The 24,442-nt window shown below is 48.5% G+C and carries 21 protein-coding genes; 11 read left to right on the forward strand and 10 right to left on the reverse strand.

Annotated elements, in window-relative coordinates; genetic code table 11:
* Positions 1-60 precede the first annotated feature (60 nt).
* The 3 genes from ACO0LG_RS09625 to ACO0LG_RS09635 are packed head-to-tail and all read left to right on the forward strand — an operon-like array spanning position 61 to position 1,708.
* On the forward strand, positions 61-312 hold the full coding sequence (locus tag ACO0LG_RS09625) for a glutaredoxin family protein (RefSeq protein WP_423025711.1): 252 nt from the start codon (positions 61-63) through the stop codon (positions 310-312).
* Positions 305-910, forward strand: coding sequence for a ribonuclease HII (rnhB, locus tag ACO0LG_RS09630; protein WP_423025713.1), 606 nt, complete (start codon positions 305-307; stop codon positions 908-910). Before ACO0LG_RS09625 ends, rnhB begins: the two co-directional genes overlap by 8 nt.
* Positions 911-1,708: a TrmH family RNA methyltransferase gene (locus ACO0LG_RS09635; RefSeq protein WP_423025715.1), complete on the forward strand. Its 798-nt coding sequence runs from the start codon at positions 911-913 to the stop codon at positions 1,706-1,708.
* On the opposite strand, the gene ppsR is transcribed toward ACO0LG_RS09635, so the two are convergent.
* A complete protein-coding gene (gene ppsR, locus ACO0LG_RS09640) occupies positions 1,702-2,550 on the reverse strand; it encodes a posphoenolpyruvate synthetase regulatory kinase/phosphorylase PpsR (RefSeq protein WP_422949846.1) in 849 nt (282 codons plus the stop codon). The genes ACO0LG_RS09635 and ppsR overlap by 7 nt on opposite strands.
* A 242-nt stretch (positions 2,551-2,792) precedes the next feature.
* Between ppsR and ppsA the strand changes: the two genes are divergently transcribed.
* From ppsA to ACO0LG_RS09660, 4 genes are all read left to right on the forward strand, one after another.
* Positions 2,793-5,210: a phosphoenolpyruvate synthase gene (gene ppsA / locus ACO0LG_RS09645; RefSeq protein WP_423025717.1), complete on the forward strand. Its 2,418-nt coding sequence runs from the start codon at positions 2,793-2,795 to the stop codon at positions 5,208-5,210.
* Between the two features lie 262 nt (positions 5,211-5,472).
* Positions 5,473-5,967, forward strand: a complete 495-nt coding sequence (locus tag ACO0LG_RS09650) for an NfeD family protein (RefSeq protein ID WP_423025719.1) — start codon at positions 5,473-5,475, stop codon at positions 5,965-5,967.
* 60 nt (positions 5,968-6,027) lie between these two features.
* The gene (locus ACO0LG_RS09655; RefSeq protein ID WP_423025721.1) at positions 6,028-6,978 is read left to right on the forward strand and encodes an SPFH domain-containing protein; all 951 of its coding nucleotides are present in this window, start codon (positions 6,028-6,030) and stop codon (positions 6,976-6,978) included.
* A gap of 142 nt (positions 6,979-7,120) precedes the next feature.
* A complete protein-coding gene (locus tag ACO0LG_RS09660) occupies positions 7,121-9,064 on the forward strand; it encodes an SPFH domain-containing protein (protein WP_423025723.1) in 1,944 nt (647 codons plus the stop codon).
* 25 nt (positions 9,065-9,089) lie between these two features.
* On the opposite strand, the gene ACO0LG_RS09665 is transcribed toward ACO0LG_RS09660, so the two are convergent.
* Genes ACO0LG_RS09665 through ACO0LG_RS09675 form a run of 3 tightly spaced genes read right to left on the reverse strand, consistent with a single transcriptional unit; the run spans position 9,090 to position 12,991 of the window.
* On the reverse strand, positions 9,090-9,980 hold the full coding sequence (locus ACO0LG_RS09665; RefSeq protein WP_423025725.1) for a DNA-binding domain-containing protein: 891 nt from the start codon (positions 9,978-9,980) through the stop codon (positions 9,090-9,092).
* Positions 9,977-10,897 (reverse strand): DUF692 domain-containing protein, encoded by a 921-nt coding sequence (locus tag ACO0LG_RS09670; protein ID WP_423025727.1) that lies wholly within the window; start codon positions 10,895-10,897, stop codon positions 9,977-9,979. Before ACO0LG_RS09670 ends, ACO0LG_RS09665 begins: the two co-directional genes overlap by 4 nt.
* Positions 10,898-10,924: 27 nt before the next feature.
* Entirely contained in the window at positions 10,925-12,991 is a 2,067-nt protein-coding gene (locus ACO0LG_RS09675) for a ferritin-like domain-containing protein (RefSeq protein WP_423025729.1), read from the reverse strand.
* Positions 12,992-13,176: 185 nt separating this feature from the next.
* Here ACO0LG_RS09675 and ACO0LG_RS09680 point away from each other — a divergent pair, with 185 nt between their 5' ends.
* From ACO0LG_RS09680 to ACO0LG_RS09690, 3 genes are all read left to right on the forward strand, one after another.
* Positions 13,177-13,869: a DNA alkylation repair protein gene (locus ACO0LG_RS09680; RefSeq protein WP_423025731.1), complete on the forward strand. Its 693-nt coding sequence runs from the start codon at positions 13,177-13,179 to the stop codon at positions 13,867-13,869.
* A 111-nt stretch (positions 13,870-13,980) separates the two neighbouring features.
* Positions 13,981-16,650: a polysaccharide deacetylase family protein gene (locus ACO0LG_RS09685; protein WP_423025733.1), complete on the forward strand. Its 2,670-nt coding sequence runs from the start codon at positions 13,981-13,983 to the stop codon at positions 16,648-16,650.
* Positions 16,651-16,698: 48 nt separating this feature from the next.
* Positions 16,699-17,169 (forward strand): DUF1870 family protein, encoded by a 471-nt coding sequence (locus tag ACO0LG_RS09690; protein WP_423025735.1) that lies wholly within the window; start codon positions 16,699-16,701, stop codon positions 17,167-17,169.
* 61 nt (positions 17,170-17,230) lie between these two features.
* On the opposite strand, the gene ACO0LG_RS09695 is transcribed toward ACO0LG_RS09690, so the two are convergent.
* The 3 genes from ACO0LG_RS09695 to ACO0LG_RS09705 form a co-directional block, all read right to left on the reverse strand.
* A complete protein-coding gene (locus ACO0LG_RS09695; protein ID WP_423025737.1) occupies positions 17,231-18,346 on the reverse strand; it encodes an NADH:flavin oxidoreductase/NADH oxidase in 1,116 nt (371 codons plus the stop codon).
* Positions 18,347-18,434: 88 nt separating this feature from the next.
* Complete coding sequence (locus ACO0LG_RS09700; RefSeq protein ID WP_423025739.1) at positions 18,435-18,659, reverse strand: DUF6500 family protein; 225 nt, start codon at positions 18,657-18,659, stop codon at positions 18,435-18,437.
* Positions 18,659-19,210 carry an NUDIX hydrolase gene (locus ACO0LG_RS09705; protein WP_423025741.1) on the reverse strand — a complete coding sequence of 184 codons (552 nt, stop codon included), beginning with the start codon at positions 19,208-19,210 and terminating at the stop codon, positions 18,659-18,661. Before ACO0LG_RS09705 ends, ACO0LG_RS09700 begins: the two co-directional genes overlap by 1 nt.
* A 222-nt stretch (positions 19,211-19,432) precedes the next feature.
* Here ACO0LG_RS09705 and ACO0LG_RS09710 point away from each other — a divergent pair, with 222 nt between their 5' ends.
* Positions 19,433-20,239: a zinc-dependent peptidase gene (locus ACO0LG_RS09710; protein WP_423025743.1), complete on the forward strand. Its 807-nt coding sequence runs from the start codon at positions 19,433-19,435 to the stop codon at positions 20,237-20,239.
* 44 nt (positions 20,240-20,283) lie between these two features.
* Here ACO0LG_RS09710 and ACO0LG_RS09715 read toward each other — a convergent pair whose 3' ends face one another.
* From ACO0LG_RS09715 to dapE, 3 genes are all read right to left on the reverse strand, one after another.
* Positions 20,284-22,269, reverse strand: coding sequence for an ATP-binding cassette domain-containing protein (locus ACO0LG_RS09715; protein ID WP_423025745.1), 1,986 nt, complete (start codon positions 22,267-22,269; stop codon positions 20,284-20,286).
* Positions 22,270-22,379: 110 nt separating this feature from the next.
* Positions 22,380-23,282 (reverse strand): 50S ribosomal protein L3 N(5)-glutamine methyltransferase, encoded by a 903-nt coding sequence (gene prmB / locus ACO0LG_RS09720; protein ID WP_423025747.1) that lies wholly within the window; start codon positions 23,280-23,282, stop codon positions 22,380-22,382.
* 31 nt (positions 23,283-23,313) lie between these two features.
* The gene (gene dapE / locus ACO0LG_RS09725) at positions 23,314-24,441 is read right to left on the reverse strand and encodes a succinyl-diaminopimelate desuccinylase (RefSeq protein WP_423025749.1); all 1,128 of its coding nucleotides are present in this window, start codon (positions 24,439-24,441) and stop codon (positions 23,314-23,316) included.
* Between the last annotated feature and the right edge of the window lies 1 nt (position 24,442).

Below are 24,442 nucleotides of genomic sequence, written 5' to 3' on the forward strand. Positions count from 1 at the left end.
TAATGGAGTCATGGGAATGCGCATGTATTCTTGGCGTACCCACCACTTTAGGCAAAAATGATGATTCAATTTACCCTTTATTCACGCAGTTATTGTCATCTCTGCGATGACATGCTTGAGCAACTGCAAGCCTATAGCCCTGAATATGGCTTCACCGTCAAGGTGGTCGATGTCGATCAGGATGATGAGGTGCTGGCCTTGTATGATGAGCTGGTGCCCGTCCTGGTAGGTCAAAAAGAAGGCCAGAATCAGCAAAGAATTTGCCACTACTATCTCGACACCGCAGCACTGAAAGCTTTTTTCCATGCATGACCTGACACCTGGTTTATCTCTGTTTGATTATGAAAATGAAGTGATTTGCGGTGTGGATGAAGCGGGCAGGGGGCCATTGGCTGGCCCTGTCATGGCAGCAGCTGTGATCCTTGACCCCAATCACCCCATTGCAGGCTTGCGAGATTCAAAAAAACTCAGCGAAGCAAAGCGTGAATTGCTGGCGGTAGAGATCAAGGAACACGCTTTGGCCTGGTGCATTGCAGAATGTTCTGAACAGGAAATTGATGACCTAAATATCCTGCAAGCCACCATGCTGGCCATGCGCCGTGCAGTAGAAGGTTTGTCCATCACGCCCACACTTGCACTGATCGATGGCAATCGCTGTCCTGTAATGGCGATCGCTTCTGAAGCCATTGTCAAGGGTGATGACAAGGTGCCTGCGATATCGGCTGCATCCATACTCGCAAAAACCGCCCGAGACCATGTCTTGATGCAGTTGCATGAAACCTATCCTCAATACGCGCTTGATCAGCATAAAGGCTATCCAACAGCCTTGCATCTGGAGCGTTTGCGTGAGCATGGTGTGTCACCGATACACAGAAAATCTTATGCGCCAGTGAAAGCCTTGCTTAAATAAATGAAATCGATTACTTCCCGCGACAATCCTCTCTACAAGGAATTCAAGCAGCTTGCCACCAGTTCGCAGGCGCGGCGCAAGGCTGGTCGCACCTTGCTTGATGGTGTCCATCTGTGCGAAGCCTACTTTCAGCATCTTGGTGCTCCAGAGTATTGCATCGTTGCTGAAAGCAGCCTCCATCATGCAGAGGTGGCCGCAGTGTTGGTACAAAGCGAGCAACAGAGAGCGCAATGTATTTGCCTGCCAGATGCCCTGTACAAGGCGCTCAGTCAGGTCGAGCATGGGGTAGGCGTGATGTTTATCATTACTACGCCTGCACCTGAATTTCCAGCAGCCTTGGCTTCATCTTCTGTCGTGCTGGACAACTTGCAGGACCCTGGCAATCTTGGTTCCATCTTGCGCAGCGCGGCGGCGGCGGGTATTCAAAATATATTCTGTAGCCCTGGTACCGCATTTGCCTGGTCACCCAAAGTCATGCGTGCAGGTATGGGGGCGCATTTTTTGTTGAATATTTTTGAAAATGTCGATTTGTCAGCATTGCTGAGTAACGCCACGATACCAGTGCTGGCCACCAGTTCTCATGCCAGGCAGACTATTTATCAAAGCAATTTAAACCAGGAAGTAGTCTGGCTGTTTGGTCATGAAGGAAAGGGTGTTTCACCTGAGTTGATGTCCATGGCCACCAGCACAGTGACTATACCCCAGCAAGCGGCGATAGAGTCACTGAATGTGGCTGCCAGTGCTGCCATCTGCTTTTTTGAGCAGGTACGGCAGCAATTGGACGTAAGAACTCAGTAAATCCGTACGTCAGACTTAATTTCCTGCAAAATCGTGGTTGAGATCTCTTCTATCGATTTTGCAGTGGATGACAGCCAGCGTATGCCTTCGCGCTTCATCATCAGTTCCGCCTCGTTGACTTCATAGCGGCAGTTTTCCAGTGAAGCATATTTACTGCCGGGGCGACGTTCATTACGAATTTCTGACAGGCGTTCAGGCGCAATGCTCAAGCCAAAAATCTTGCCTTTAAATTCAGGCAATGCCGATGGCAACTTGCCGCGTTCAAAATCATCAGGAATCAATGGATAGTTTGCTGCCTTGATGCCATATTGCATGGCCAGATACAAGGTAGTTGGGGTTTTGCCTGAGCGCGACACGCCCACCAGTATCACATCTGCCGTCGATAAATTTTTGTTGGATTGACCATCATCATGTGCCAAAGAGAAATTGATGGCTTCTATCCTGTTTTTATATTCTTCAGAGTCCGTAATATTGTGGCTGCGCCCTATGGTGTGGGTGGATTTGACACCCAATTCCTGTTCCAGTGGTGACACAAAGGTTTGTATCAAATCCATGTGCAAGCCCTTGGATTTAAAAACAACGCCAGCGAGGTCAGCTTTGACCAGTGTGGAAAAGACGATGGGGCGATTGCCTTCAGCCGTATAGGCATCATTGATCTTGCGCACGGCTTCGTGGGCTTTTTCCAGCGTATCGATAAAAGGCAGGCGAATTTGCTTGAATTTCAGGTCAAATTGCGTCAATACCGAGTGACCGAAGGTTTCCGCAGTGATACCAGTACCATCAGAGACGAAAAAGACGGTACGGTTAGCTGCAGGCCGTGCTTGCTGGGGAGTATCTGACATAATAGTTTTATATGAATAATGACAATAGACTGGACGGAATATATTTGTACTCTTAGAAACAAAAAAGACTGCAAATTCTTATTCCGTTTAGATAAATCTTGCAGGACACAATGTAAAATGCTGCAACAGCATGTCCAGCGTAGCTCGCCTCAAGAATAACAAAAAAACAGCGGGATACGAAGCAGCACGGCTTTAAATAGCATGGAACAGCAAAGATTTCTTACCATCAAAAAGAGGTTGTTATGTCCAACGCAGCAATTACTGAAGCAACTTATGTTGCCTCGTTTGAGCATTTACGCATGACGGATGTTGAATCCGTCGGCGGAAAAAATGCTTCTTTAGGCGAAATGATCAGCCAACTGGCAACTGCCGGTGTGCGGGTTCCTGGTGGTTTTGCCACCACGGCACAAGCTTTTCGCGATTTCCTGACGCATAGTATTGATGGCGGTTTGCCACTGGAAAAACGCATTGCCGACCGCCTTGAGGGCCTTGATATCGACGATGTCAAGGAACTGGCAAGAGCCGGTGCCGATATCCGCCAATGGATCATCGACACGCCATTTCAGCCACGCTTGCTGACAGAGATAGAAGAGTTCTACAACAAGCTGGTATCTGACTCTACGGCTGAAATGTCATTCGCAGTACGTTCTTCTGCTACGGCAGAAGATTTGCCTGATGCGTCTTTCGCAGGTCAGCAAGAAACTTTCTTGAATGTTGTTGGAATTGACAACATTCTGGAGGCAATGAAGCATGTATTTGCCTCGCTGTATAACGACAGAGCGATTTCTTACCGTGTCCATAAAGGTTTTACCCATGCTGAAGTCGCCTTGTCCGCCGGCGTGCAGCGCATGGTACGTTCTGACCTGGGTGCCGCTGGCGTCATGTTCACGATAGATACAGAATCCGGTTTCAAAGACGTGGTCTTCATCACGTCCAGCTATGGTCTGGGCGAGACAGTGGTACAGGGCGCAGTCAACCCCGACGAATTCTATGTCCACAAACCTATGCTGGAATTGGGCAAATTGCCAGTTATCCGTCGCAATATCGGTTCCAAGCTCATCAAGATGGAATTTACTGGCGAAGCCAAGGCTGGCCGTTCGGTAAAAACTGTGGATGTGCCAGTTGAATTGCGTAACCGCTATTCATTGAATGACACTGAAGTGGTAGAGCTGGCCAAATATGCGACCATCATCGAGAAGCACTATGGCCGTCCTATGGATATCGAATGGGGCAAGGATGGTCGTGACGGCAAACTGTACATCCTGCAAGCTCGTCCAGAGACCGTTAAGTCGCAACAAAAACCTACTGATGCGCAACAGCGCTTCAAACTGAAGGGCAGTGGCACGGTATTAGCTTCTGGCCGTGCGATTGGTCAAAAAATTGGTGCAGGCCGCGTGCGCGTTATTCATGACCCATCCGAGATGGAAAGAGTGCAACCTGGCGATGTACTGGTTGCCGACATGACAGATCCTAACTGGGAACCTGTCATGAAGCGCGCCGCCGCGATTGTCACCAACCGCGGTGGCCGTACCTGCCACGCAGCGATCATCGCCCGGGAACTGGGCGTGCCTGCTGTCGTTGGTTGTGAAGATGCGACTGATGTACTGAAAGACGGCACTCTGGTCACAGTCTCTTGTGCCGAAGGTGATGAAGGCAAGATTTACGATGGTTTGCTGGAAACTGAAATCACTGAAGAATTGCGGGGTGAGTTGCCCAAGTTGCCTTTGAAGATCATGCTCAATGTCGGCAATCCTCAACTGGCATTTGACTTCCAGTCTGTACCGAATGAAGGTGTGGGCCTGGCACGTCTGGAATTCATCATCAACAATAACATCGGCGTACATCCAAAAGCGATACTGGAATATCCGAATATTGATGCTGACTTGAAAAAAGCGGTCGAGTCTGTGGCCCGTGGACATGCCTCCCCAAGAGCCTTCTATGTCGACAAACTGGCAGAGGGTATCGCCACCATTGCTGCTGCATTCTGGCCCAAGAAAGTCATCGTTCGCTTGTCTGACTTCAAATCGAATGAATACAAGAAACTCATAGGTGGATCACGCTACGAGCCGGATGAAGAGAATCCTATGCTGGGTTTCCGTGGCGCTGCCCGTTATCTGGCACCGGATTTTGCCGAGTCATTCGAAATGGAATGCCAGGCAATGAAACGTGTACGCAATGAGATGGGCCTGACCAATGTAGAAATCATGGTGCCTTTCGTGCGTACTCTGGGTCAGGCTGAAAAAGTCGTCAACCTGCTAGCAAAAAATGGTCTCAAGCGCGGGGAAAATGGCTTGCGTTTGATCATGATGTGCGAAGTACCATCGAATGCAATTCTGGCGGAAGAATTCTTGCAATTCTTTGATGGCTTCTCTATTGGCTCCAATGACTTGACGCAGTTGACGCTGGGCCTGGATCGCGATTCCGGCATGGAATTGCTGGCAGCAGATTTTGATGAGCGCGACCCTGCAGTGCGCGCCTTGCTGTCACGCGCTATCGCTGCTTGCCGCAAACTCGACAAGTATGTTGGTATCTGTGGTCAGGGCCCATCAGATCATCCTGACTTTGCTGAATGGCTGATGAAAGAAGGGATAGAATCAATTTCCCTGAATCCTGATTCTGTGATTGATACCTGGCAGAAACTGGCTGCAGTTGGAAAATAAATAGTTCTGGTCTTGAAGTAAAAACGGGAATGTCTTGCAAAAGAATTCCCGTTTTTTCTTGTTGGTGCGCCGCAACATAGGTCAATCGAGGCCCTTGTATATTTTTAAATTAAGACTAGACTACTGTTGTCGAAATTAAAGAAAAAGAAAATCAATACTTCAACAAAATTCCTGGAAAAGCCCTCGTTACCACGCTAGGTAACGGGGGCTTTTTTGTGGGTAAATTTCTACGGCGATTACCGATGAAAAATATAAGCCAGTCGTGGAAAATGCAAAAGTAGCAGAATTTATAAATACAAAAATTGATAAGGAGAATAAGAATATGAACGGATGGATGATGTGGATGATACTGGCGGGCATAGTCGTGATATCTGAATTGTTCACGGGTACGTTTTACTTGTTAATGATTTCAATTGGTCTGGTTGCAGGGGCTGTAGCTGCTGTTTTTCAATTGGGCACAGAAAGTCAAATGATCGTAGCGGCTGTTGTTGGCGCACTCGCGACTGCAGCCTTGCACAAGAGCAAATATGGCTGGAAAGAAAATGCCAATGCGGCCCGTGACCCGAATGTGAATATGGATATCGGTCAAACCTTGCAAGTCAATGAATGGAAGGAATTAGGTAATGGCAAGTTTGCCGCGAGAACCATGTATCGCGGTGCCATGTGGGATGTTGAATTACAGCACTCGGCAGGCTATCCCGGTGCTTATGTGATTGAAGAAATACAAGGTAGCCGTTTGATAGTGAAACCTTCATAGCAGTACAAAAATCAATATAGATCAATATAAGACAGTCTACATAACAATAAAGGTAAGGATATGGAAAATATAGGTGGCGTCGCTCTGGTTTTATTAGTGTTGGCAATGGTATTCGTTTTCAAGACCATCAATGTCGTACCACAACAGCATGCCTGGGTAGTGGAACGTCTGGGTAAATATCATGCCACACTGGGGCCAGGCTTGAATATCGTGGTGCCTTTTGTTGATCGCATCGCTTATAAACACATACTGAAAGAAATCCCGCTGGATGTACCTCCACAGGTTTGTATCACCAGGGACAATACGCAGTTGCAAGTGGACGGCATATTGTATTTTCAGATCACGGACGCCATGCGCGCCTCATATGGTTCTTCAAACTATATTGCGGCGATTACTCAATTGGCGCAAACTACCTTGCGTTCAGTCATCGGCAAGATGGAGCTCGACAAGACTTTTGAAGAACGTGATCACATCAATACCACGATCGTGAATGCAATTGATGAGTCTGCTGCCAACTGGGGTGTCAAGGTCTTGCGCTACGAGATCAAGGATTTAACGCCACCAAAAGAAATTTTGCATGCGATGCAGGCGCAAATTACGGCAGAACGTGAAAAACGTGCCCTGATCGCCGCATCAGAGGGCCGCAAGCAAGAGCAGATCAATATCGCGACAGGTGAGCGTGAAGCGTCGATTGCCAAATCTGAAGGTGAAAAACAGGCATCGATCAACCGCGCACAAGGTCAGGCTGCCGCTATTCTTTCGATTGCGGAAGCCAGCGCAGAAGCGATACGCAAGACTGCCATAGCAATACAATCACCAGGTGGTTCTGATGCAGCGAACCTGAAAGTCGCTGAGCAATATGTCGCAGCATTTGCCAATCTGGCCAAAACTAATAACTCGATTATCATCCCGGCCAATCTGGGTGATATGAGTGGCTTGATCGCCACTGCCATGCAAGTTGTCAAATCTCAAAAACCTACCGTCATCGAGTCGCCACGACGACCCGTCTGATCCAATGAGGGGCGTGACAGGCTCCTCATTATCGTAACACTACCTACACAAATCCCCGTTGTACTGCTGGCATCTACCAGATGCCAGTAGCGCTGCTGCATGTCCGGAACAAACCGGAATTTTTAAAAAGAAGAGGCTAAGTATGTTTGAAATTATTTTGGCAACCATCGTTGTTGTTCTTATTTTGCTGTTGTATAGCAGTAATGTGCTCGTATATATCTCGAATGAAAAAATCGGTATCGTTGAAAAGAAATGGTCGGCCAGTGGTTCTGTCCAGCATGGGTTTATTGCACTGAATGGCGAGGCTGGTTTCCAGCCTGAAGTGTTGCGTGGCGGTTTCCATATGTTCTTCCCGTTTCAATATTCCATACACAGACATGATCTGGTGACGATACAGCAAGGCACTCTGGCTTATGTATTTGCCCGCGATGGGCAAGCCATGGCTCCTACACAAAATCTGGCTTGCAATAAGGAGGCAAATGACTTTACCGATGTCCGCAGCTTCCTGACCAATGCTGGTCAAAAAGGTTTGCAACGCAAGATACTGCGTGAAGGTACTTACGCGATCAACCTGGCACAATTTGTGGTGCTGACTGCTGAGCGTGTCTATGCCTTGCCTCTGCCTGGTGACGGGAATATCAGTAACGATGGCATCGTCGTTGGCCAACTGGCAGAAATGCTGGATGAACTGCGTACACGTAATGGTTTCCTGCCCTTGGTGATACGCGACGATAAACTGGCGGTCATCACCACGCATGAAGGACAGTCTTTGCCCGAGGGTACTATCGTTGCCCCAGTGGTGGGAGCTGATCCGCATGAAGGTCGCAACTATCATCATGACTTCCAAAATCCTGAAGTGTTTATCGAAGCTGGTGGCTACAAAGGCCGTCAGTTGCAGGTATTGGTGGAAGGCACCTATTATCTGAACGCACGTTTCGCCAGTTATGAAATAGTAGAAAAACGCGTAGTGCCGGTTGGCTATGTCGGTGTCGTCGTGTCTTACACCGGTAAGGCAGGTAACGATGTGACTGGCGACGCATATCGCCACGGTGAACTGGTCAGCAGTGATGAAAAAGGTGTACAGGTATCTCCACTGTTGCCCGGCAAATATGCGCTGAATCCCTATGCCAAACGTGTCATCGATGTCCCAACAACCAACTTCATCTTGAAATGGCAGTCTGGCCAGGTTGGTTCGCATGAATTGGACAAACATCTGAGCGAAGTGTCATTGATTACCAAAGATGCGTTCGAGCCTGACTTGCCTTTGTCCGTTGTAGTCAATATCGACTATAAAATGGCACCGCTGGTCATACAAAGATTTGGCGATATCCAGAAGCTGGTAGAGCAAACACTGGACCCGATGGTAGCGGCATATTTTAAGAACATAGGCCAGGGCAAGACACTGATCGAATTACTGCAAGAACGCTCAGACATACAAGAGCGTGCCAAAGCAGAAATGCGCAAGAATTTTGAAGGCTATAACTTGACCCTCAATGAGGTTTTGATAGGCACACCGCGCGCCAAGAATGGTGACACCCAGATTGAAGTTATTCTGAAACAATTGCGCGAACGCCAGGTATCGAGAGAGCAACTGGAAACTTATAAAACCAAGGAAACCGCGGCAGTACAAGAACGTATCTTGCGCGAAGCAGAAGCTCGCGCAAAACAGCAGACCTCTATCACCGAATCAGAACTGGCTGTCAAGATTGCAGAAAATCACGGTAGTGCCGCTGTGCAAAAAGCCATCAAGGCAGCAGAAGAAGCGCGCCAGGTTGCTTCTGGCGCGGCAGATGCCAAACGTACCCTGGCCAATGCCGAGGCTTACCAAATCCAGCAGATAGGTGAGGCGCAGGCGAAAGCGACGGAGTTAAACGTAGAAGCGTATGGTGGTCCAGAACTGCAATTCCAGCAAACAGTTTTGCTGCGCTTTGCTGAAGCGATAGAAAAAGGCCATATCGCCATGGTGCCAAGCATACAGACTGGTGGGAGTGGTAGCAGTTCAGCCGTCGATGCTTTCCTGGCACTCGCTGCAAAAGACTTATTGAATAAAGGGGAGGGCAGGACCACAATTATTAATGCCGGTTAAATTTGCATTTCAGAAGTGGCTTTTATCAGGTCAAAGCCACTTCTTCTGTCGTCAGCAGGCCAAGCGTTTGGGCCTGTGGCTGCCACAGACAAATATCTGCCAGCAGTGCTTTAATATCCAAACCGGTTTCTTGTGATGACTTGACTGCGCACTCATGTATATCTGGATTGGTGCAAGCAGCCTGTAAAAAATGATATTGCCATGCAAGCAGGGGGATCAGTTGCACGCGGTAATTCTGGCGGGTAAATGCGAGGTAACTGGTTTCTGGTTCTGGCGGGACTGGTAAATCCTGGTCGGCAGGCGCATGTTTGGCCTGCTCCCAATACTTCAGTAAAGGAAAGCTGGTTTTTAGCAGGCGTACGCAGGCCGGGATATGGATGTCTGCATTTGAACCCATCAGCAGGTCAAGCGCATTGTGGATTTTGATGTTACGGTTATTCTCCAGTCCAGGTGCCCGTATTACCTCGGTAAATGCCCGTTCCATGTTTGCTATCTCGACCGGAAACTGCAATAGCAGGTCTGCTTCCCCAGTCTTTACTCCATCTGTATTTTTGGGTTGACTCTGCAGAAGGAATCTGGCAAAACCAGCACCTAAATCATACAAAGAAGGCGCACGGGAAGGATGTCGCCAAATATAGTTATGGGCAAAAAAATTAAACAACTCATCGCCCATCAAGCGATGTAAAACTGGGAAGTCAGCTTGCAGGCATTCCTGCAAACGCAGGATGTAGCCATGTGCATAAATATGCATGCGAGATTGCTTGCCTGACGCGATTTTTATTACGGCCAACTCGTCCAATCCCAGATGTTCCTGTGCCAGCGACAAACCTCTCGCCAGGCCACCGGGCGCAGTCATCACCGTTAAAAACCAGTGCTGCAATTGCGATAGCGATGGATCAGGCGCAGATTGACTCATGAGGTGCTGAGTTCTTCCAGTTGAAAATGCAGCGGCGTAGAAATGCTTGTACCTGATGCAGCATTGATTTTCATCTCTGGAAAATGACCAGTCATGACCAAGCGTGCCTTATCCAGTTCTGCCAGCAAGTCAGGATAAGCCGGGATGTTGGCATCCCATTCCAGCAGTGTAGAAACACCGCCCGTCAAGGTTTGTGCCAGTGCATATAAATGCCAGACTGGTGTTGGCACAGGCTGATCATGCGTATCTATCATATAGTCACCATGATGACTTGGCCCCGCCAGATGAATTTGCACGATGCGGTTCGCAGGCAGGTTGCGTATATAACGCTCAGCATCAAAGCAGTGATTGTAGGCCGACACATAAACATTATTGACATCCAGCAGTAGCCCGCAACCGGTTTTTTCAGTTAAACGACTTAAAAATTCATCCTCTGCCATGTTTGACTGTTCAAATTCTACATAGGTACTTGGGTTTTCTATAATCAATGGACGTTCCAGAAAATCCTGCACTATGCGTACACGTTCAGCCACATGCGCTAGCGTGGCTTCATTCAATGGTAGTGGCAGCAGATCATGGGTATTCATCGCTGCGGCACCTGTCCAGCACAAATGATCTGATACCCAAACTGGTTGTAATTCCGCTGCCAGTTGCCTGAGCTTTTTTAGATAGTCGAAATCCAGTGCATCTGTACTGCCTATGGATAACGAAACACCATGCATGACGATAGGACAGGTTTGCGCGATGCGTTCCAGCACATGACGTGCATAACCATGGTTATCAATGAAATTTTCTGTAATCACTTCAAACCAGGCTACTCCGGCACCATGTTCAAGTATGTGATCAAAGTGCGTGTTGCGCAGACCAACACCCAGGCCCAGGTTGGGCAGGCCCAGACGTGGCTGCAAAGTGTACATAGAATACTGCTCAGGCATGTTTAATCATCAGGTTGATGGTGGCAAAGCCAGGCGCAAATCATTTGGCTTGGGCATTTCACCCGGATTTTTATGACGCGTTGTCATCACCGTGCTATAGGCTGCCCAAGCTGTGTCAAAAACACTGTCGCCTTGCTTGAATTTGATGTTCTTGTTCAATAGATGCTCTGCATGAGGCGGCGCGTCATCAAAAGTATATAAAGTCATTGTGCCACTCGCGGGAAACAGTTGCGATGCAGAGATAGGCACAGCACAGCCGCCAAACGTTCTGCAGCGGTTGTCACTTGGCGCGCTATATAAGGTGCCGGTAGGTGGAGGACCCGGCGGCGCGCCGCAAATGCCGTGCGAGCCGCGGTCTGGCGTTGCGATCAGAAGCGGCTCTTTTTCAGGTTTAACAACCATGTCTATCTGGGCAAAGCCACAGCCACCCTGGGCCTCACAACTATTTGAGCCACGGCAGCTGTGATAAACCGCAATTGCAGCGCATTGATTATTTGCTTCTTCTGAGTCTGTTACCTTGTTGGCGTTGAAATCCAGACCCTGACAGGAGTGGTACAAAATATTCTTGTCTGGTAGCGGAACGCTGACTGATAAGTCCGGTGAGCAACCTGTAATCGCCCAGCAAATCGACATACGGTCACCTGATCCGACCATGGATGGATAGGGGAAAGCTGCGTCCTTATTTGTCCAGTATTCATCCAGTACCGAAGTGATGCCGTAAATCGCACCTGCAGATACGCTACTTAACATCTGCACGGTTTTTTCGCCTTCGCTTTTCAGGCGGTTCAGCGCCCCGGCAACATCGTCAGGTGTCGGGATATTTTTTGGTGCTGAGGCTGCATCGTAATCCTTATTGGTCAGCATGGCGGCGGTCCAGTGATTGCCTGCAACCGCGTGCCATTGTTCCCAAGTAAACAAGTGATCAGAGGTGCCTCCTCCAGAATGCTCCATGTCTTTCCTGATATCTTCGAAGCGTTCATAGTGGTCAAATGCCGCGCTATGGAAACGTGCTGCTGCATCTCTTGATTCGTCTAATTTGCCATTGCCATCATACGAGGGATAATCTACCTTCAGGGCTTCGTCAGATTCACGATAATCGGGCTGAACGGCACGCAGCAATTGCGTGCGACGGTAGTGCTTGATCCCTGCGGAATTACCTTCGCCCTGATCGGTAATAGCGCACATCATATCAATAGCTTTGTTTTGCGACCCAGCCTTGCCGCCGTCAAGATCATCAGGGCCGAACAAGGTGTCAAATTGCGGGTATTCTTTTTCGGGATGACTGTCGTTAGGATCTTTAGGCGTACTGTGAACATTGAACATGTCTTTTTGTACGGCACTGTTATCAAACAGTTTTTCCCACAGCGTCTGACCGTCCGTATATTCCATGCTGATGTATTTGGCATAGCATTCATACATATAGCCTATAGTGCCGAATAGAGGCAGGTCAGCAAATCCCTTGTTCGGATTCCAGTTAGCCAGTGGTATATCAGGGAAATATTTATCGGCATTGTGGCGCAATTCTTCGCGTGCCTGTTTTTCTGGCTGCTCGATTGCCAAAAACAGTTGAATCTGGTTTTTATTCAATGATTCCAGATTGACCCTGACATCTTTGTAGCTGTTGGTATCCCTGAGATCAACAATGCAAGGTATGGTGTGCTTATCTGGACTGTAGCAAATCCAGCCACGCTCACTGTTTTGCAGACCTGATTTTTCAGTGAAGCTGGGGTCAACACCAATAGCCGTGGCGATATTGGCAGCCATCTGCAAGTGCAGCATTTCCTGGATGAAAACACTGAAAATAATATTGAAGGCACGCTCGTTGGCGGTAACGGCTTTTGCTGTGGTCGCCATTCCTGGCCATTGGCGTCCCTTGTAATAATTATTACCCTTGGAATTGATCTGATGCGTGCCAAAGATCGAATACATGGAATTCATGTACAAGGGTATCGTAAATAATTCGACACTGACAGTCGCCTGGGCAATTGCCCTCACGGCTGCGGCATCGGTGTTGAATTCTGAGAGGGGACGATTCTTGATGGCGTGCTGCGGTGTTTCAGGTATGGCTGCGAACATGAGACGACTCCTGCGCTGGCTTGATATGATTGGGGGATATGCAGACGAAATGCGGCAGTAAAAAATGAACAAAACGTAATGACTTTAACATAAAAGAATATGTGCTTGAAAATATTTGAGCGCACCTGATTCTTTTAAGACTGTTTGTTTTTTGCGGCATCTTCACAATTTTTGGAGCAATCGATATGAAGGAAATTATCAGTCAATGTCAGCTTAGCTTATCGTCGCTTGCAGACCCGGTACGCGCACAGGCCATGCGTACCTATATGAAAAACCGTTTTGAATTTTTGGGTATTCCCGCACCTGACAGACGCAAGGCGTGTGTAGATATTATCCGGCAATTGAAAACGACTGATGCGGATGAACTTTTACAGATCGCAAATGACTTGTGGGCCTGTGAACAGCGCGAATATCAGTATCTGGCAGTGGATATCCTGGTCAAGCATTACCGGCGCTTACGTTTGGAAGATGTGCCAGCCTTGCTCGCATTAGTGCAGCAAAAATCCTGGTGGGATACTGTCGATGGTCTCGCCAGTGTGGTCGGTGACGTATTGCGGCAAAATTTGATAGCGAGCCGGGATATGCAAGCTGGCATGGACAAAGCGCTTGGGCATCCCGATTTTTGGGTAAGGCGCATCGCCTTATTACATCAGTTAGGCTGGCGCGAACAGACCGACGTGAACAGATTATTTGCCTATGCCCTGGCGCTAGCAGATGAAAAAGAGTTTTTCATCCGTAAAGCGATAGGTTGGGCCTTGCGTGACTATGCCTGGCATGATCCTGCTGCCATACGAGACTTTTTGCAAGAAAACCAGGGTCGCTTCTCTGGCCTGACATACCGCGAAGCTGCTAAAAACTTGGAGAAATTAGGGAAATAGTTACAAAAAACTTTGCAGTTCCTTCCGCAGCAGCACATTAAGCAACCATGCTGTATGGCATTTGCAATATGATATCGCTTGTTTGTTAATTGCCAGCCTGTATTTTTCCTGATGAAACCTCAAAAACTTATCTTGTCTGCCATCGCCGTTATTGGCGTGGCTGTCGCTTCTTATTTTGTCGTACAAAAATCTAATCAGTCTCCAGAGAGCAAAGCGGTAAGCTCCCAGCTTGAGCAAAAAGATGCATTTGATCCTGCCAAATTGCCAGAAGACTTGAATGGCTTGTTGGTTGCTTATCGCAAAATCATCATCTTGCTGGCCGATGAGAAAAAACTTAATCCCAAAGAGCGTAATGAGGCAAATCGGGTAGGGCAGGCTTTGTTCCATGAAAATCTGGTCAGGCTTAATGATCTGGACACTTTTTTCAGTAAATTGAAGTCACTCAGCAATGCCAAGCGCGAAGCCAGCTTTGACACTATCCTGACCTATATAGAATCTGGTGAAGATTTATATGATGCAGACCGTCTAGCATTCCGCGAAGTTTTGCTCAAGATGCAAACACTGATAGCGACAGAGCAGACCCTGCCAGCTATCAAGTTGCACAAGCGCGTCACCGACGACTTGATTGCACTCAGTGAAATCGAAAAAGAATACGACAAAGAACTCAAAGAAATTTTCTCGCGTTTTGAATCCCGTTCCATAGAACTGAAGCGTGAGCGCTGGGATGACTACATCGCCAAACTGCGCAAGCTGTATAACCGCGAACAAATCCTCAAGGATTACGGCTTCATCCTGCCTTACCCGGAAAAACCGGAAGCCGCCGATGAAAAGGATAAGGAGATCTTTGGTCAGGGCTTGCCGCCAAAAACCGTCGTGTTGACCTTCGACGACGGTCCACATGCTACCTATACCGATGAAATTGCAGCGATACTCAAACAATACAATGTGCCAGGCGTGTTTTTCCAGGTGGGTAAGAACGTTGGTAGTGTTGATGCGCAAGGCAAAGAATCACTGAATAAAAATGCCGCAACCAGCAAAAAACTGCTGAGCGCAGGCCATGTGCTGGCCAACCATAGCTTCAGTCATGCCTTGTTGTCCAAGCAAAGCGGCAATAATCTGAATGCAGAAATTGAGCAGACAGATAAATTGCTGAAGGCGATAGACCCTGCAAGATCAGCTCTGTTCCGTTTTCCTTACGGTGCAAAGAACAAGGAGGGTATGCAAATCCTGCACAAGCTGGGCTTGCGCTCAGTCATGTGGAATATCGATTCCCTGGACTGGGCTGACCCAGTACCTAATTCGATTGCAGGTCGTGTACTTGGCACTTTGGAAAAAGAGCAACGCGGTATTATCCTCTTCCATGATATCCATGAACGTACAGTAAAGGCCTTACCGTTGGTGTTGGATAAACTGATTGCTGACGGTTATAGTTTTGCATCATGGGATGGCACGGACTTCAAGATTGCCAAAGGCGGCAAACCTACACCTGAAAAAGTCAGTATTAGTACCGACTATCAAAATAGCTGGGCTATCGTGATTGGTATCAACGACTATGCTAAGTGGCCCAAACTGCAATATGCTGTGCAAGATGCCAATGCCATCCGTGACACCCTGATCAACCGCATGGGCTTTGCCAGTGACAAGGTATTGACACTGACCAATGCAGATGCGACCCGCAATAATATCCTGGCCTTGTTCCATGAAAAACTGGGACATGGTCAATTGAAAAGAGATGACAGGGTCTTCGTCTTTTTTGCAGGCCATGGTGCAACCAGAAAGCTGAGTTCTGGCCGTAACCTGGGTTATATCATCCCCGTTGATTCTGACCCTGAGCAATTGTCTGTCGATGCCATCCCCATGACAGATTTGCAGAACATTGCCGAGAGCCTCAATGCCAAGCATATCTTGTTTGTCATGGATGCATGTTATAGCGGGCTGGGGTTGACGCGCGGTGGTGGCACCAGTGCATTCCTGCGTGAAAATGGCAAGCGTCTAGGGCGTCAAATGCTGACTGCAGGAGGTGCAGATCAACTGGTTGCTGACGGTGGGCCGAATGGGCACTCTGTCTTTACCTGGACTTTGCTGCAAGCCCTGAGTGGCAAGGCCGACATGAATGGCGATGGCATGATCACTGCAACAGAGTTGGCCGCTTATATTGCGCCCGCGGTATCAAGCGTGTCGCAACAAACCCCGGCATTTGGAAGTTTGCCAGGCTCTGAAGGCGGAGAATTTGTTTTTGAAATACGTGGGGAAGGTGAATTCCTGAATGCAAAAACCAATCAGTTGTCTGCTGATGCCATTGCGCTTAACAGTAAGCTGGATGGGGCAGCTAAAGCAGGCGGTGATACCCCTATTGTCATTAAGAACCTGACTGGCGGTGAGCAAAAAATCGCAGCACCCAAAATGGTGGATGGTTCATCAAGGCAGCTGGCACAAAGAGCCAATGACCATGGACTGCAATTATATAAAGAGAAGCAATATGCCCAGGCAGAAGCGGCATTTACCGAGGCTTTAAAGTACAGGCCTGACTTTGGTCTGGCAGCAAACAACCTTGGCTTTGTTTATTTCAAACAGCAAAAATATGCAGAGGCAGCGCGCTGGTTTGAAAACACTTTGCAGATTGATCCTTCCCGCTCAATTGCCTATTTGAATCTGGGAGATGCCAGGGCGCTTTTGAATGACAATGAAAAAGCCAAAAAGGCATACACGAGCTTCCTGGAGTTATCGCCAAATAGTCCGAATGCCAGCTATGTCAAAGAAGCTCTGAAAAAATTGAACTGATATTTTTGAGGGCATTCAGAGATAACGATAATTGAGTAAGGGATAAAAATGAATGGTGTAACTTTAAAGGCTATCCGCAGTTTGCTACATTTCAGCCAACATGAAGCGGCTGAGTTAATCGGTGGTGTCACGTTACGCAGTTGGAGTAGCTGGGAGGCAGGTACGCAACGGATACCGCAAGATGTGATATCCATGATTAATTACCTCATGGTGTGCCGCAAGAAAGCAATTGCAGAGACGCAGGCAGCGATAAAAACCTACTACCAGCAAATGCCGCCTGGTGTCAGTAAAAAGCCAGTAGCACTTGTCTGGTACGACAGCTTTGAAGACTGGTGCACCTTGCCATATCGTGAATCGATCATGTGGAGGCCGCAGCAGTCTGTGGTAGCGCATCTGATCTCGGTAGAAAAATGCAACGTCGTGCAGTTTGATGGCCTCGGTTTTGAAAATTGGCTGGGTCGTCGTATCGATAGCGATGCCATGCGCAATCAATGGGCAGATGAGCAAGTGCCCGCCTGATAAAAAATCAAGGCTGTGATTGCACAGTCTTGATATGTGGCACATAGCGCATGCTTGTTGACTATCTTTGTCCTATCCGGGTATCGCCAAACAGGTTTTTCTGATCGCGCGGTTGTGAGCGCCAATACTGCTTTGGCGCATCTACTTTAGCTCCCAATTGCGCTGCTGCATGCCAGGGCCAATGTGGGTCATACAAAATGCCACGGGCGATGGCGATGGCATCTGCTTTACCTGCTGTAATAATATCTTCTGCCTGCTGGGCATCCGTGATCAGGCCGACTGCAATGACGGGTATGCTGCAATGCTGTTTGATTTCTTCTGCCAGATGAACCTGATAGCCTGGGCCCAAGGGAATCTTTTGTTCTGGTGAAACCCCACCACTGGAAACGTGGATAAAGTCACAGCCGCGCTCCTGCAATTTCTGGGCAAAGAGTTTGCTTTGCGAGATATCCAGACCACCTTCCACCCAGTCTGTCGCTGACAGACGCAGGCCAACTGCCATGCTGTCTTTGGGAACTGCCGCCCGCACAGCATCAAATACTTCCAGGGGAAACCGTAAACGGTTTTCGACCGAGCCACCATATTGATCTGTGCGCTGATTGGAAATGGGAGATAAAAATTGATGCAGCAAATAACCATGTGCTGCATGTATCTCAATTGCATCAATACCCAAGCGGTGCGCGCGTACCGCAGCATCAACAAAAGCCTGTTTCACGCGTTGCATGCCAGCATCATCCAATGCCAATGGTGCGCGCTCAGCTTGCGCATGAGGTACGGCAGACGGTGCTACCATTTGCCAGCCACCATCTTCAAGTGAGATTAATTGACCACCATGCCACGGAGCCTGGCTCGAAGCTTTACGTCCAGCATGCCCCAGTTGTATCGCAATAGGCATGGCAGAATGCTGACGTATCGATGCCAATACGTTAGCCAGCGCAGCTTCAGTCTCATCTGACCATAAACCCAGGTCGCCAGGAGAGATGCGGCCTATGGCTTCAACGGCAGTGGCTTCGAGTATCAATAGCCCAGCACCTGACAAAGCAAGCCCACCCAGATGAATGAGATGCCAATCAGTCGCCTTGCCATCCTCCGCAGAGTACTGGCACATGGGTGCAATGATGATGCGGTTTTTTAAACTCAGCGAACCAAGCTTGATTGGAGAGAAGAGGGCGCTCATGTTTTTGAAAAATACCTGAATGAAAGAAACAATCTGATTTCTTCATTATGCCTGCGCTTTTCTTTTGCTGCAGGAGACAGAATTTTCTTTAACTTGCTTCCAGTGCTTCAACAATTTCTTTGATTTTGACTGCTTTTTCAAAATGATCGAACTTGTTTTCCATAATCCACCAGATAGCAGCTTCCATCAATAAGTGCGGGTCATCGTTTTTATTGGCAAAGAAAGCGTAAAAGGATAGTCCAACATTACTGCCTTTTTGTTCGATCTTGGTATCGCATACTTCTATGATCTTTTTTCTCAGACTACTTCTCATTATTTATTCGTATTCAAGGTTAATGCGTGCAACCCACGGTAAAACGAGGCAATATGCAGCGCTTGAGAGAACTCGTTGGATTCAATTTTTTGCTGTATTTCACGAATTGACAGAAAATTGAATTCTATATCTTCAGATACATCTAGTTGCTGTTGCCCCATTAAACTGAGCCCGGTAGCAAAAAACAAGTGAATGGTATTAGTTTGACGGGCCGGGTTGGCATACATGGCTCCTACCGATTGCCAGTGAATAGCGCTATAACCTGTTTCTTCCAATAGTTCTCTTTGCGCGGCAATAAGAGGTGTCTCACCTTCATCAATGACTCCGCCGGGTAATTCTATGCAAATCTCTTTTGCCGCATAACGAAACTGTTTTACCGTCAATATACTGCCATCATCGGCTTGGGCAAAAACATGTACCCAGCCTGCTTCATGAAGCACATAATAAGGTTCGATTGTTCGTCCATCAGGGAGTTGGCAGGTATCTGCTGTCAGTTTTAACCATTTATCGTCGATTAGTAATTTTGAGCTTAAAGTTTCCCAGTATTTCATAGTAAGGCCCAAGCTTGTGATGGAAAAAATCAATGCATCGCATGTTCCCATGAAATTATCTTACTCATATTATTTAATGCCATGTGATCTGATAAGCTGATTTTCAAGAGCCAGGCGCTTATATATTAATTGCTATTGAGTTTGACTTCGTCACGCCCATTTGCATCTGACAAACGAATGTTAGATGAAAATCACATTCGCAATCCTGATTAGGTTGTTGATATGGAATGGCTACTCATTATTATTGTTTTACTCGTATTTGGCATTGTTGTCTTGCCCAAGCTGCGTTTGCGACATGTTCTATCGCAGGCCTTTCCGCTGAATTATTCTAGAATTTTGCGAAAAAACCTGCCAGGCTACACGCGTATGCCTACTGATCTGCAAATGCAATTGAAAAAGCGTATACGTCAATTTCTCTATCAAAAAACTTTTGTTGGTTGTGGTGGTTTGACTATCACTGATGAAATCAGGGTAACGATCGCCGGCAAGGCTTGCTTGCTGTTGCTGAACCGTGAATCGGATGTGTATCCGCAGCTCACACATGTGCTGGTTTATCCGTCGGCATTTGTGGCACCCAGAACACAAATGAATCATGATGGCATCGTGACGCATACCAATCAGGGGCTCAGTGGCGAATCATGGAGTGATGGCCGTGTCATTCTGGCCTGGGATCAGGCAGCGCATAATCCTGATAATGAAGCGCGGGGGCAGGATGTTGTCATCCATGAATTTGCTCACCAGCTTGATAGTGAAACGGGAGCGACCAATGGCGCGCCAGCCTTGAGGTCAGTAGCAGCTTATAAGGCATGGTCTGCGTTGATGGAAAGAGAGTATGCCCAACTACATCAGGCAATAGCCAACGATATTCCTACTATCATTGATCCTTACGGTGCGACCAATCCGGCAGAATTTTTTGCTGTCGTGACTGAGGCATTCTTCAAGAAAAGCCGTGATCTTGCGCACTACCATCCCGATTTGTATGGGCAGTTGCGGGCGTATTATCAGGTTGATCCATGTGACTGGGTGTAATTCTTGAATCAAAAAACAAGGGACGCTGTATGCGCCCCTTTGCTTTATTCTACTGCTTCCAGAAACTCCTGCTGCTCCAGCCAGTCAGCTTCTATCTGCCCGAGTTCCTTGACGACGTAAGCCTGATCAAGTAACAAGGCTTTCAGCTTTTCTTTGTTGGCATCGTTATAGATATCACCGTCTTCAAGTTGTGCATCTAAGTCTTTCTTTTTGATATTCAACTTGGCCATCTGTTCTTCCAGACGCTTGATGCGTGTTTCTATAGGTTTGCGCAGATTAGCAAGGCGCAGGCGATCATCAGCGTCGCGTTTGCGCTGCTCCTTGTCATCTGGCTTGGCAACAGGGATAGGTTTTGCCAATGGCAAAGCGGTTTCCTGAGCCTTGGTTTTTTCTGGCAGGGAAGGGGCAGCTTTTTCCAGTTTATTCTTGAACAGCCAGTCTTTGTAGTCGTCCAGGTCGCCATCAAAAGGTTGCAGCTTGCCATCGGCAACGATGATGAACTGGTCCGTCGTGGCGCGCAGCAAATGCCTGTCATGTGAAACGACGACCAGCGTCCCTTCAAACTGCGCCAGGGCATCAGTCAGGGCCTCGCGGGTTTCCAGATCCAGATGATTGGTCGGTTCATCGAGCAGCAAGAGGTTGGGGCGCTGCCAGACGATCATTGCCAGTGCCAGGCGGGCTTTTTCACCACCTGAGAATGGCTTGATCGGGCTGCTCACCATGGTGCCAGGGAAGTTGAAACCGCCGAGGAAGTTGCGCAATTCCTGCTCACGCACATCCGGGGCAATATGCGCCAGATGCCACAGCGGCGATTCATCATGGCGCAGCATCTCAACCTGATGCTGGGCAAAGTAACCGATGGACAAGCCTTTGCCGGTTTGCATGACGCCATTTAAAGGAGCGATATCACCAACGATTGTTTTGATCAGGGTGGATTTACCCGCGCCATTCACACCTAGCAAGCCAATACGCTGGCCAATTTGCAGCGTGAACTTGACATCTCCCACGATTTTTTTCTCGCTGAAGCTATGATCAGTTTCTGATTCTACACGGTAGCCACAATCAACATCTTCCATCACCAGCATAGGGTTTGGTGCGCTCAATGGCTCGCGGAATTCAAAAGAGAACTCGGCAGCAGCCCGCAAAGGTGCCATTTCCTCCATGCGCGCCAGAGCCTTGATACGGCTTTGCGCCTGCTTGGCTTTGGATGCCTTGGCCTTGAAGCGGTCAATAAAGGATTGCAGATGGGCGCGCTTGCGGGTCTGTTTCTCCAGCATGCCTTGCGCCAGTTCCAGTTGTGCCGCACGCTGGCGTTCAAAGCCGGAATAGTTGCCGCCATAGCGCTTGAGCTTGCGCTCATCAATGTGGACGATCACATTCACTACACCGTCGAGAAAATCGCGATCATGGGAAATGATGATCAACGTACCTTCGTAGCGCTTGAGCCAGTCTTCCAGCCAGATGATGGCATCCAGATCCAAGTGATTGGTTGGTTCATCAAGCAACAGCAAATCGGATTTGCACATCAGCGCCTGCGCCAAATTCAAGCGCATACGCCAGCCACCAGAAAAACTGGCGACTGATTGTTCCAGTTCATTGATCTTGAAACCCAGGCCCAGCAGCAATTGCTCTGCACGCGGGCGCACGGTATAGGCATCGGCATCGGCCAGTGCACCATACATATTGCCGATGGCAATGCCGTTGTCATGACTCTCTGGCTGGGCTTCCAGCTCTGCCAGTTGCGCTTCCAGTTTGCGCAAGGCGACGTCACCGTCTATTGCGTAATCAATGGCGCTGCGTTCTAGTGGCGGCGTTTCCTGCGCAACGTGGGCAAGCTGCCATTTGGCAGGGAAATCGATGCTGCCCTGATCGGGATGCAATTCGCCACGCAACATGGCAAACAGGCTGGATTTGCCTGCACCATTGGATCCGATCAAGCCTATCTTGTCGCCGGGATTGAGCGTCACATCGACGCTGTCAAATAATGGTTTAATGCCGCGCGCCAGGACGACTTGTTGAAGACGTATCATATAAACTTAATTAATAGGTAATGCTGTTTTGTTGATGCAAAAAAATGGAAAAACGGGCAAAACTGGTTTTGCCCGTCTTCAATGTACTTATTACACTGAGTTACATAAATTTATGCAGTGAAATTTGTCAGTTGGTCAGCCTCTACCAAAAATACCATGTCGTCACCGGCACTGGTACTCAGCCAGGTCAGGTTCAGTTCTGGGAAAGCGGCTTCGGCAAAGGCACGTTCATTGCCAATTTCCACCATCAGCAAGCCATCTTCGGTCAAGCGTCGTGATGCGCCCGCGACGATCTTGCGTACCAGGTCCATACCGTCATTACCACCAGCCAGGGCGATTTGCGGTTCGTGCATGTATTCCTTGGGCAGTTTTGCCATGGAGCCAGAATTCACATAGGGTGGATTGGTGATGATCAGATCATATTTTTTATCCGGCACATTGCTGTACAGGTCAGACTCAATCAGGGTAATGCGGTCCTGCAATTCATAGGTCGCCACGTTACGTTTTGCCACTTCCAGCGCGTCCTTGGAAATATCGACTGCATCCACATGTGCTTCAGAGAACATATCAGCCAGCATGATGGGCAGACAGCCAGAACCGGTGCACAGCTCGAGGATATTGGTGATGGCTTCCGGGTCTGTCACCCATGGTGAAAAATGTTCGGGTATCAGTTCGGCGATGAATGAACGCGGCACGATGACGCGTTCATCCACATAGAAGTTGTAAGTGCCGAGCCATGCTTCATTTGTGATGTAGGAAGCAGGTACGCGGTCTACTGCACGCCTGTCAATCACGCGCAATACGGCGTCTATTTCTGATGGCAATAAATGGGCATCGAGGAAAGGTTCTATCTTGTCGAGCGGCAGGTGCAAAGTATGTAGCAGCAAATAAGCGGCTTCATCCAATGCATTGGCACTGCCATGGCCAAAGAACAGTTTCTCTTTATTGAAACGGGTGACGGCATAGCGCAAAAGATCGCGCATGGTCAGAAAGGTAGTAGCGGGTGTAGTCATATTGTTTCCTTATCGGCCAGTGGTAAGCTGATCAGGTCAGCAGGTTTTCCAGAGTGCGGCGATAAATGTTCTTGAGCGGGTCTATGTATTGCAGCTCTATGTGTTCGTCAATTTTATGGATGCTGGCATTTGGTGGGCCAAATTCCACCACTTGTGGGCAGATCTTGGCGATGAAACGGCCATCAGATGTACCACCGGTGGTAGAGAGGTCGGTTTCTATGCCAGTTTCAGCACGTATTGCATCGCCCAGTGCATCACTCAGGCTGCCTTTTGGTGTCAGGAACGGATGTCCACCGATTGTCCATTTCAACTCATATTCCAGGCCATGTTTATCGAGTATGGCATGCATACGCTGTTGCAAGCCCTGGGCTGTGCTGGCGGTGGAAAAACGGAAATTGAAGTCGATAACTGCTTCGCCAGGTATGACATTGGAGGCACCGGTGCCAGCATGGATATTCGACATCTGCCAGGATGTTGGCAAGTAATAGTCATTACCTTCATCCCATACTTCAGCAACCAGTTCTGCCATGGCAGGTGCTGCCAGGTGGATAGGGTTTTTTGCCAGTTGTGGATAGGCTATATGGCCTTGCACGCCTTTAACAGTCAGTTTGCCCGACATGGTGCCGCGACGGCCATTCTTGATGGTGTCGCCCAGCTTGTCGACGGATGTTGGCTCACCAACGATGCAGTAATCAAGCCGTTCTCCACGCGCCTTGAGTCTTTCGCAGACAACAACTGTGCCGTCCGTAGCCGGGCCTTCTTCATCACTGGTAATGAGGAAGCCGATAGAGCCTTTATGATCTGGGTGGGCAGCCACGAATTCTTCTGTCGCTACGACAAACGCAGCGATTGAGGTTTTCATATCGGCCGCGCCACGACCGTATAACTTGCCATCCCTGTGAGTCGGTGTAAATGGGGCAGACTCCCATTGTGTCACCGGGCCGGTGGGTACAACGTCAGTATGACCAGCAAACACTAGCAAAGGCTGAGCCTGGCCACGTCTGGCCCACAGATTGGTCACATCACCGGATTGTATGGTTTCGCACTGAAACCCCAGAGGCTCCAGCAGGGCGATCAAAGTGTTTTGACAGCCTTTATCTTCAGGTGTGACCGAGTCCAGCGCAATCAGCTGTTCGGTCAGGGCTAGTGTTTTACTCATG

This window comes from Undibacterium sp. Ji42W, from assembly GCF_049340405.1.
GTDB lineage: Bacteria > Pseudomonadota > Gammaproteobacteria > Burkholderiales > Burkholderiaceae_D > Undibacterium.